General features: G+C 55.7%; 9 protein-coding genes and 1 tRNA gene. 9 read left to right on the forward strand and 1 reads right to left on the reverse strand.

Annotation, left to right across the window (positions count from 1 at the left end):
• On the reverse strand, positions 1-820 hold an 820-nt coding region (locus tag JRF57_02025; protein ID MBW2302471.1), incomplete at its 3' end, for a hypothetical protein.
• A gap of 748 nt (positions 821-1,568) precedes the next feature.
• On the opposite strand from JRF57_02025, the gene JRF57_02030 reads away from it, so the two are divergent.
• From JRF57_02030 to JRF57_02070, 9 genes are all read left to right on the forward strand, one after another.
• A complete protein-coding gene (locus JRF57_02030) occupies positions 1,569-1,970 on the forward strand; it encodes a DUF1844 domain-containing protein (protein MBW2302472.1) in 402 nt (133 codons plus the stop codon).
• A gap of 68 nt (positions 1,971-2,038) precedes the next feature.
• Positions 2,039-2,926 (forward strand): 4-(cytidine 5'-diphospho)-2-C-methyl-D-erythritol kinase, encoded by an 888-nt coding sequence (ispE, locus tag JRF57_02035; protein MBW2302473.1) that lies wholly within the window; start codon positions 2,039-2,041, stop codon positions 2,924-2,926.
• Positions 2,927-2,933: 7 nt separating this feature from the next.
• Positions 2,934-3,008: transfer RNA gene (locus tag JRF57_02040), tRNA-Gln, on the forward strand.
• A 12-nt stretch (positions 3,009-3,020) separates the two neighbouring features.
• Positions 3,021-3,950, forward strand: a complete 930-nt coding sequence (locus JRF57_02045) for a ribose-phosphate pyrophosphokinase (GenBank protein MBW2302474.1) — start codon at positions 3,021-3,023, stop codon at positions 3,948-3,950.
• A 52-nt stretch (positions 3,951-4,002) separates the two neighbouring features.
• Positions 4,003-4,653 (forward strand): 50S ribosomal protein L25, encoded by a 651-nt coding sequence (locus JRF57_02050; protein ID MBW2302475.1) that lies wholly within the window; start codon positions 4,003-4,005, stop codon positions 4,651-4,653.
• Positions 4,654-5,286: an aminoacyl-tRNA hydrolase gene (locus tag JRF57_02055; GenBank protein ID MBW2302476.1), complete on the forward strand. Its 633-nt coding sequence runs from the start codon at positions 4,654-4,656 to the stop codon at positions 5,284-5,286.
• Positions 5,286-7,340: a sodium-translocating pyrophosphatase gene (locus JRF57_02060; GenBank protein ID MBW2302477.1), complete on the forward strand. Its 2,055-nt coding sequence runs from the start codon at positions 5,286-5,288 to the stop codon at positions 7,338-7,340. The genes JRF57_02055 and JRF57_02060 overlap by 1 nt, the downstream gene beginning before the upstream one ends.
• Positions 7,341-7,427: 87 nt before the next feature.
• The gene (locus JRF57_02065) at positions 7,428-7,907 is read left to right on the forward strand and encodes a CarD family transcriptional regulator (GenBank protein MBW2302478.1); all 480 of its coding nucleotides are present in this window, start codon (positions 7,428-7,430) and stop codon (positions 7,905-7,907) included.
• Between the two features lie 54 nt (positions 7,908-7,961).
• Positions 7,962-8,960, forward strand: a complete 999-nt coding sequence (locus JRF57_02070; protein MBW2302479.1) for an RluA family pseudouridine synthase — start codon at positions 7,962-7,964, stop codon at positions 8,958-8,960.
• Positions 8,961-9,182: the final 222 nt, after the last annotated feature.

Genomic DNA, 9,182 nt, shown 5'->3' on the forward strand with positions numbered 1-9,182 from the left:
AAACGACATCGCCGTCATCCACCGCGGTGGCGCCGGCAAGCTTGTGATCCTTCTCGTCAAACTTGCCGATTTCGGGGGTGACGGTAACACCCTTGGCCAACGTGATGGGCACGGCCAGGTAGTAATAAGCCCTGTCGTCCTCATCGTCTCCGGGGTTGGAGAAGTCTTCACGCTCAATATTCACGTACCCGTAACCGATCTCGGAAGAGACCATGTCGTTGAACTTGAACCCGAAAACGGCGAAGTAACCGTCAGCGTCCACGTCCTCGATGCTGTCCGTTGCGGCGTTGTAATTGGCATCGAAGGGAGTGGCCAGGGCATACCCGTATTCATTGGGGTTCCGGACATGGTAGTAGCTGGCCTTGAAATAGGCAGGACCGAAGGGAATGCTCACGGTGGCGCCATACACGTAACTGTTGAGGCTGTATTCCCTGTCGTTTGTGATGTTTACGGCATCCAGCCAGTTGTAACCGCCGTAAACGGAGAAGCTCACCGGCCCGATCTTTCCGCCGAAGCTCATCTCGATATTGGGCAGCGAGGTGTCGGTATCCCCGAACCCGGTGGAGTGGTTGGTGCTGGGCTGGTTGAAGCCTATCTTCAGAGTACCGACCTCAAAGGGGAAGCTGAGCTGGATCTGCTCGGTCCTTATGCGGCCCCCTGCACTGCCGTAATCGCCGGCGTATCCACCCAGAAATACGTCGCCGTCGATTGGCTGGAAGCTGACGGCCCAAGTCTGCCCGATAAGCAGGGTGCCGGCCCCGAAGTTCCAGGTCCCGTACCAATGTCTGTAATAGCTAAGCGGGCGCCAAAGCGGCTGCACGCGTTGTCCATCTCCCAGGCCACGTCGGTGTCATCGTAAAGGTTGTTGGGAGCGCTTGCCGCCGGCGCAGTGAGTGCGTTGGCGGTGTTCTTGTCCTTGTCGATCCAGAAGGTGCTCACCCGGACATTTCCGTAAAAGCTCACTTCCTTGTCGGCTGCCATGGCCGGAAGGGCGCAGGCCGCTACAAAGGCGGCTGCGAGCATGACTACAAAGATTTTCCGCATGTTCTTTCCTCCTAAAGAAAGAAAATCAGGTTAATGAAAAAAACAGAAAAAGACCTAAATACCCGAAAAGCTCTTTTCCTCACCTCCTTCCCTTTCTGGAATACCGCGCCCCGCAAGGCTTGCCCTCGTTCCTCCCCAAGGGCACAATTCACCCCGGGCACTTAGCTGGTGATTAATATCAACTCCCATGTGAAATGTCAAGGATTTTTGCAGGTTATCTCCGGCTGGTTTTCTTTAGGGACGACACGGCCTTACGCCTCCCTACCGAGTTCGGGGATCTCCCTTCCGGCGATTCGGGACTTTTCACCTCCGCAATCCACCTGAAAGGGATATGGGCCTTGCCCAAAAGCTTGACAAATCAAGATGTTGTGTTAGCATTCACCCATGCTGAACTCCAGTCCATCGGGTCACTCGCACCGCGGTTTCTCCTTGCAGCAACCAGGCTACGGGGGATTCCCGGCGAAGGTGAATGATGTCCGGTGGATCCATCTATATCGACTTTTCATCCAAGGAGACAAATCGACATGTCAGAAGAAGAAAAGGGATTCATACTGAAGGATCGGAGGGCTTTTGATGAGAAGGGAGAGCTCAAGGAAGGGGCAGCGGAAAAGGAAGAGCGCACAAAAGAGGCTCCGCCCAAGACCGAACTCCAGGCCGAAGAATCCGAAGCAAGACCCCCTCTTCCGGAGGTAAACTTCAACTCCCTCATTTTCAGCCTGAGTTCTTCGGCCCTCCTGCACCTGGGGGAGATCGCAGACCCCCAGACGGGCCGAAAAAAAACGGATCTCCAGCTTGCCAAACACTCCATCGACACCATCGCCATGTTGAAGGACAAAACCCGCGGCAACCTAACGGAGGAGGAGGAAAGATTTCTGGACAGCATCCTGACGGACCTGAGATGGCGATATGTGAAGGCAAAGAAGTGAGGGCGGCCCCGGGGCCCCGGGGAAATGTGAGCGACCGATTTAACCCTTTATACAAGGAAACCTCTGGTTTGCCCTCCGGGAAATACAGGATAAAAACCCCGGCCAAGTTGAACCTGCGCCTCAAAGTCACGGGCCGAAGACCTGATGGATACCACGAACTCGTAACCGTCATGGTCCCGATCGACCTCTGCGACCTGATCGAGGCCCGGGCCGTCCCGGGAACTGCCGTCGGGCTTGCCTGCAACGGCCTCTCTGTTCCGGAAGATGAGACCAATCTCGTGGTCCGGGCCGCCAAGGCCTTTCTTTCCGAGGCGGGGATAGGGAGCGGAGTGAGCCTGGAACTCAAAAAAAATATCCCGGTGGCGGCGGGCATGGGGGGAGGGAGCAGCGACGCCGCGGCCACGCTCCTCCTCCTCAATGAAATGTGGTCCCGCCCGGTTTCCATGCCCGCGCTTCACCGGATCGCCGGCGGGTTGGGGGCGGATGTCCCCTTTTTTCTCTATTGCAGGCCGGCCCTGGCCACCGGGATCGGGGACAGGCTTCAACCCCTGAGTCAATGGCCTGAAACCTGGTACGTGACCGTGACCCCTCCTGTCAGGGTTTCAACTGCATGGGCATACCGTCAATTGAAAATGGAGTTGACAGAAAAAGAATATGAGCATACTATTTATCTTTTAAAAAAAAGGCCTTTCACGGTTTCCCGGCTCCTGGAAAACGATCTGGAGAGGGTGACTTCCGCCAGATATTCGATCATTGACACGATCAAACACCAACTCCTGGAACTTGGGGCCGAGGCCGCCCTGATGACCGGGAGTGGACCGACCGTGTTCGGGATATTCGGGTCCCGCCGCGAGGCCTGCGGGGCGATGGACCGCCTTCGGGGATTGGGATCCGTATTCGTGACCACAAACTGGGAGGGGCCGCCGGTGTTCGAAATCGCCAATACCAACGGATAGGATCTGCTGGGGTGTCGTCAAGCGGTAAGACACGGGCCTTTGGAGCCCGCATTCGGAGGTTCGAATCCTCCCACCCCAGCCAACAGGGAAAAAAATGAAGTTGTTCGGTGGCACATCCAACCCGATGCTCACCCAGGAAGTCTGCGAGTACCTTGGCATTGAACCAGGAAAAATCACCGCAAAGACCTTCAGCGACGGGGAGACCCTGGTTGAAATCCATGAGAATATCCGTGCCAGGGACGTCTTTATCCTCCAGTCTACCTGCACGCCTGTAAACGACAACCTTATGCAGCTTCTGATCATCATGGATGCCCTGAAGAGGGCTTCGGCCAAGAAGATCACGGCCGTAATCCCTTATTACGGGTACGGGCGCCAGGACCGCAAGGTCAAGCCCAGGGTGCCCATCAGCGCAAAGCTGGTGGCTGATCTGATTACTGTTGCGGGGGCCAACCGGGTGGTTTCCATGGACCTTCATGCGGGACAGATCCAGGGATATTTCAACATTCCCGTGGACAATATATTCGCCGCCCCCGTGCTCCTGAAGTACATGAGAAGTCACTTTGCCAACGATCTGGTCATCGTGTCCCCGGATGCCGGAGGTGTGGAACGGGCAAGGGCATTTGCCAAGCGGCTGGAGGCATCCCTGGCCATCATCGACAAGAGACGCGACGCCCCCAACATTGCGGAGGCAATGAACATTATCGGGGAGGTTCGGGGAAAGACGGCCGTCATTCTGGATGACATGGTGGACACTGCAGGGACGTTAGTCCAGGGGGCCATGGCCCTCTTGAACAGGGGTTCAAAAAGGATCTTCGCCTGCTGCACCCATCCGGTCCTCTCCGGGCCGGCCATCGAACGGCTCAATGAGTCCCCTATCGATCAATTGGTGGTGACCAACACAATCCCCCTCAAAGAAGAGGCCCTTAAGTGCGACAAAATCACCGTTCTTTCCGTGGCCGAACTGCTGGGAGAAACCATCAAGAGGATCCACTGCGGGGACTCCGTGAGCACCCTGTTCGTCTAACAAACTGTAAGAAAGGTGAGGATCATTCAATGTTACAGGTAAGGAGACAATTATGGCTCAACTGACACTCGCCGCCCGGATCCGGGATACCAAAGGAAAAGAGGCGGCCAAAAAACTTCGAAAAAACCAACAGGTACCGGCTGTTTTTTACGGGCCCGGGAGGGAACCCGTTATGCTTGCAGTCAGATACATGGATTTACAAAAACTGATCAAGCGGGGCTCGTTAGAGAACACGGTCCTGGGACTCGAAATCCAGTCCAACGGGGGCTCGGAGAAATACAATGTGATGGTCAAAGAGATCCAGATGGATCCCCTCAAGGATACCTGCTACCACGTGGATTTCTACGAGATCGCCATGGACAAGGAGATCACCCTTGATGTCCCCATCCACCTGGTTCAGACCCCCGTGGGAGTTGCAAAGGGAGGGGTCCTGCAGCATGTCCGAAGGGAGATTACCATTTCCACGTTGCCCGGCAAGCTGGTGGACGCTATCGAGGTGGATGTCTCCGGGCTGGATATCGGAGAGACTCTTCATGTGGGAGACATCAAATTGCCCGAGGGAATCACCACCCCTCTCGAAGGACATCTGGCCGTGGCCGTGGTTCAGGCGCCGGTCGCCGAACCCGGCCGGGCTGAAGAGGAAGAAGGTGCTGCCGAGGAAGAGGCAGAAGGTGTGGATACTGAATCCGAACAACAGGAATAAATGTCTTCAAAGAAAGGAGGTGAAGCCGGGAACCCTAAGGTGTACGTGATTGGAGGCCTCGGCAACCCGGGACGGAAATACCGGGATACACGGCACAACCTGGGGTTTCGGGTTGTGCGTCAATTGGCCAAGGGCTTTAACACGGCCCTCACGGGCCGACGATTTCAATCCAGATACACCCGGACGGTCTATAAAGGACAGGAGATCATTCTGATTCGTCCCCTGACCTACATGAACCACAGCGGCTTGTCTATCAAGGCCTGTGTGGACTTTTTTCGCGTGACCCCTGAAAGAATCCTGATTATCCACGATGACATCGACCTCCCTGTAGGACGGATCAGGGTTGTGAGGGGAGGAGGTGCCGGGGGGCATAAAGGCGTTTCATCCATCATCCAACACTTGGGAACTCAGCAATTTCCCCGCATAAAGCTTGGGATCGGGCGCCCGCGTTACGGAGAACCGATTGAGGAATACGTCCTGAGCCCCTTTTACGGGGACGAAAAAGAGATCATCGACAGGGTCGTCCAGATGGCTGTTCAGGCATGTGGATTGTTTATTTCCGATGGGGTTGAGGCAGCAATGAATATAACGAACTGCCAGAACTTGGCGAAGAGTAAGGAGGTAATTTGCTGATGCAGAATTTAACGGTTGTTGCTCCATTCTTAGGTATCTTCGGTCTGATTATCGCCTGGTTGATTTTTACCTACGTCAAAAAACAGCCCAACGGCACCCAGACCATGCAGGAGCTGGAGGAGATGATCCATGAAGGCGCCATGGCCTTCCTGAAAAGGGAATATACCGTCCTGGCCTTCTTTATCCTCATCGTCTTCATCCTGCTCGGGATTGGAATCTCCTGGAACACGGCGATCGCGTTTGTAACGGGGGCCCTGTGCTCCATGGTCGCCGGCTTCTCCGGCATGACCGCCGCCACGAGAGGCAATTCCAGGACGGCTGAGGCCGCGAATAAATTCGGACAGGCCAAGGCCTTGAACGTATCTTACTTTTCGGGCTCTGTGATGGGTCTGGCCGTTGCCAGCCTCGGTCTCCTGGGCCTGGGATTTTGGTTTTGGGTTTTCGGAGATGATCCAGGAACGGCCCATTACATCAACGGTTTCGCCATGGGAGCGAGTTCCATCGCCCTGTTTGCCCGTGTAGGCGGAGGTATCTTTACCAAGGCCGCGGATGTGGGCGCTGACCTGGTGGGGAAGGTGGAAGCCGGGATCCCCGAGGACGATCCGCGGAATCCCGGGGTCATCGCCGACAACGTGGGGGACAACGTGGGGGATATCGCCGGCATGGGAGCAGACATCTTCGAATCCTTTGTCGGTTCAGTGGTCGCTACCATCGCCATCGGGGCGACCCTGGCCATTACTCCCGAATTCCTCGCAAAATTTCCTGTTCTAAAGGAAATGACTCCGGAGGCGATCCGGTTGAAATACATGGCCATGCCGATCCTGGTGGTAATAGCCGGGTTGTTGAGTTCCTTCGTGGGAGTCTTCTCCATCAAGATCTTCCAGGCAGGAAATCCGGCGGGCGCCTTGCGTTACACGACTTTTGTCGCCGCCTTCATTTTCATCATCCTGACCTACTTTATCACCCAGTCCCTTGGGATGCCCATAGGCGCCTTCTGGGCGATCCTCTCAGGGCTCCTTTGCGGCATCGCCATCGGGCTCTTGGCTGAATACTATACCTCAGGGCCTCCCATCCGTAGAATCGCGGAACAATCCCAGACAGGCCCTGCAACCGTGATCATCGCCGGGCTTGCCGTGGGGATGCAATCCACCTACCTGCCCATCCTGGGCATCTGCGTAGCCACCTTTATAGGATTCAAGGCAGCGGGGATTTACGGTATCGGACTTTCCGCCGTGGGCATGCTGGCCACGGTGGGTGCGACCATGACCGTGGACGCTTACGGTCCCATCGCCGATAACGCCGGAGGCATCTCCGAGATGTCAGGACTGGGTCCGGAGACCAGGAAGATCACCGACAGCCTGGATGCCCTGGGCAACACCACGGCCGCCATCGGAAAGGGTTTCGCCATCGGATCCGCGGCCCTCACGGCACTGGCCCTCTTCGTCGCCTTTACCCAGGCCGCGGGACTCACCGTGATCGACATAAAGAACCCCATGGTGGTGATCGGCGCCTTCATAGGCGGGATGGTTCCCATGGTTTGCGCCGCCATGACCATGACCTCCGTTGGAAAGGCCGCCTTCAGCATCGTGGAGGAAATCCGCCGCCAGTTCCGGGAAATCCCCGGGCTCCTCGAAGGAAAAGAAGGTGTGAAACCGGATTCCAAGACTTGTGTCTCCATCGCCACCGCCTCGGCCCTGAAAGAGATGGTGGCACCGGGCCTTGTGGCGATACTTACCCCTGTTGCCGTGGGTTTCCTCCTCGGGAAAGAGACCCTTGGGGGGATGCTCCTCGGGGCAACGGTCATGGGAGCCTTCCTGGCCCTATTCATGGCCAACGGCGGCGGTGCCTGGGATAACGCCAAAAAATACATCGAGGAAGGCCACCTGGGCGGAAAAGGCTCCGACAACCATAAGGCCGCCGTGGTGGGGGATACCGTAGGAGATCCGTTCAAGGATACCTCCGGGCCTGCCATGAATATCCTTATCAAGCTGATGTCGGTGGTTTCCCTCGTGATCGCACCGATATTGCCTCATCTGGGCCTCTTCCTGAAATAGGTCCGTTTGGATAAGTAAACCCCTATTTCCTTCCCCCGGGGCCTCCGGGGGAAGGAAATAGGAAAAACAAGTCATTTGGAGTGATCGATGTTCAAGATAGGTGACTTAGCTGTATATCCCGCCCACGGGGTGGGCGTCATCGAGAAGATCGAAACCCAGGAAATCTCGGGCTGCAGCCAGGATTTTTACGTGATGAGGATTTTGGACAACGACATGATTATCATGATCCCCACCCAGAATGTGGACAACGTTGGACTCAGAGAACTCATCGGCCAGAGTGAAGTCCCCAAGCTTTATTCGATCCTGAAAAAACGCGACGTGTCCATCGATAACCAGACCTGGAATCGAAGGTACAGGGAATACATGGAGAAGATCAAAACCGGGTCAGTTTTTGAGGTGGCCGAGGTTTACAGGGACCTTCTCATGCTCAAAGTGGAAAAAGAGCTCTCTTTCGGCGAGAGAAAGATGCTGGACACGGCCCGCAATCTCCTTGTAAAGGAGATTTCCCTGGCAAAGAACGTGAAGGAAGAACAGATTGAAAAAGACCTGGACAGGATCTTCGCCTGAATCCACCTGTAATGTCTAACAGCAGTGGAAAAGCAACCGGAAAGGACTTACTCCATCCTCGTTCAGGGGAAGGATACGGACCACCGCCTCGATCTCTTTCTCGCCTCAAGGACCCCTGACCTCACAAGATCCAGGATACAGAACCTCATCAGAAACGGCCTTGTTCAGGTCAACGGCCGGCCCCGCAAGCCCGGCTATCGACTGAGAGCAGGGGACCGGGTCCTTTTCACTGTACCTCCGCCCCGCGCCTACCGTATTGAACCGGAACCCGTCGATTTTTCCATCCTGTTTGAAGATTCATCGCTCCTTGTCCTTAATAAACCCCCCGGACTCGTCGTTCACCCCGCCCCCGGTCACCCCTCAGGGACCCTGGTTCACGGACTCCTGGCACGCTGCCGGGATCTTTCCGGAATCGGCGGAACTTTGAGACCTGGAATAGTTCACAGGCTGGACAAAGATACCTCCGGTCTCATCGTGGTGGCGAAAAACGATGTCGTCCATTGCCGTCTATCAAACCAATTTTCCGAAGGATCGGTGAAAAAGCAGTATCTTGCACTGGTCATCGGGTGCCCTGATAGATCACAGGGCACCATCGAAGTCGCCATCTCCAGACACCCCAAAAGGCGAAAAGAGATGGCCCCGGTCCCAACGGGAGGAAGGCAGGCCCTGACCTATTGGGAAAAGATCAGGGATTTCGGAGAGTTTTATTCCCTACTGCGGGTGTCCCCCAAAACCGGGAGGACACACCAAATCAGGGTCCATCTCGCGCACCTCGGTTACCCCATCGCGGGAGATACAGTGTATGGGAAAGGCCGGGAGCGGCGAAGAAAAAGGATCACAGACCGGAAAGACATGCCCCCTATCCGCCGTCAAATGTTACATGCGCATATCCTTGGGTTCCACCACCCTGAATCCGGACGGTATTGCCAATTCGAGGCCCCCCTTCCCCCTGACATGAAAGAAATCTTGACCTCCCTTGATAGGGCATTCCCCCATCAACAAAAGGGCCGCAACAGCCCCACCGGAGCCGAGTCCCCCCTGGCATTCAGTTAGGGAGATGTGGGCGCGGATAATCCCGGATTATGCAATTGCCAAGTTTGCCGAAGATGCAAGGCGTGAGGTGCCCCAGACTACTTTCAGTACTTCGAGCGCCTCACAACGCAGCACAGATTCGGCAAAATCGGCAATCCCGAAGGGTGACGAATTTTGAATAAATTTGATGTTTCCTGACTCCACCTTTTTGGTGAATGCAACCTGACCTGGAAAGATGTCCAA

The organism is Deltaproteobacteria bacterium, from assembly GCA_019310525.1.
GTDB lineage: Bacteria > Desulfobacterota > DSM-4660 > Desulfatiglandales > HGW-15 > JAFDEE01.

Bases quoted from the DNA above. Each gene is read 5' to 3' on its own strand.
- JRF57_02030 (MBW2302472.1), top strand. From the start codon at position 1,569: ATGTCAGAAGAAGAAAAGGGATTCATACTGAAGGATCGGAGGGCTTTT.
- JRF57_02045 (MBW2302474.1), top strand. From the start codon at position 3,021: ATGAAGTTGTTCGGTGGCACATCCAACCCGATGCTCACCCAGGAAGTC.
- JRF57_02050 (MBW2302475.1), top strand. From the start codon at position 4,003: ATGGCTCAACTGACACTCGCCGCCCGGATCCGGGATACCAAAGGAAAA.
- JRF57_02055 (MBW2302476.1), top strand. From the start codon at position 4,654: ATGTCTTCAAAGAAAGGAGGTGAAGCCGGGAACCCTAAGGTGTACGTG.
- JRF57_02060 (MBW2302477.1), top strand. From the start codon at position 5,286: ATGCAGAATTTAACGGTTGTTGCTCCATTCTTAGGTATCTTCGGTCTG.
- JRF57_02065 (MBW2302478.1), top strand. From the start codon at position 7,428: ATGTTCAAGATAGGTGACTTAGCTGTATATCCCGCCCACGGGGTGGGC.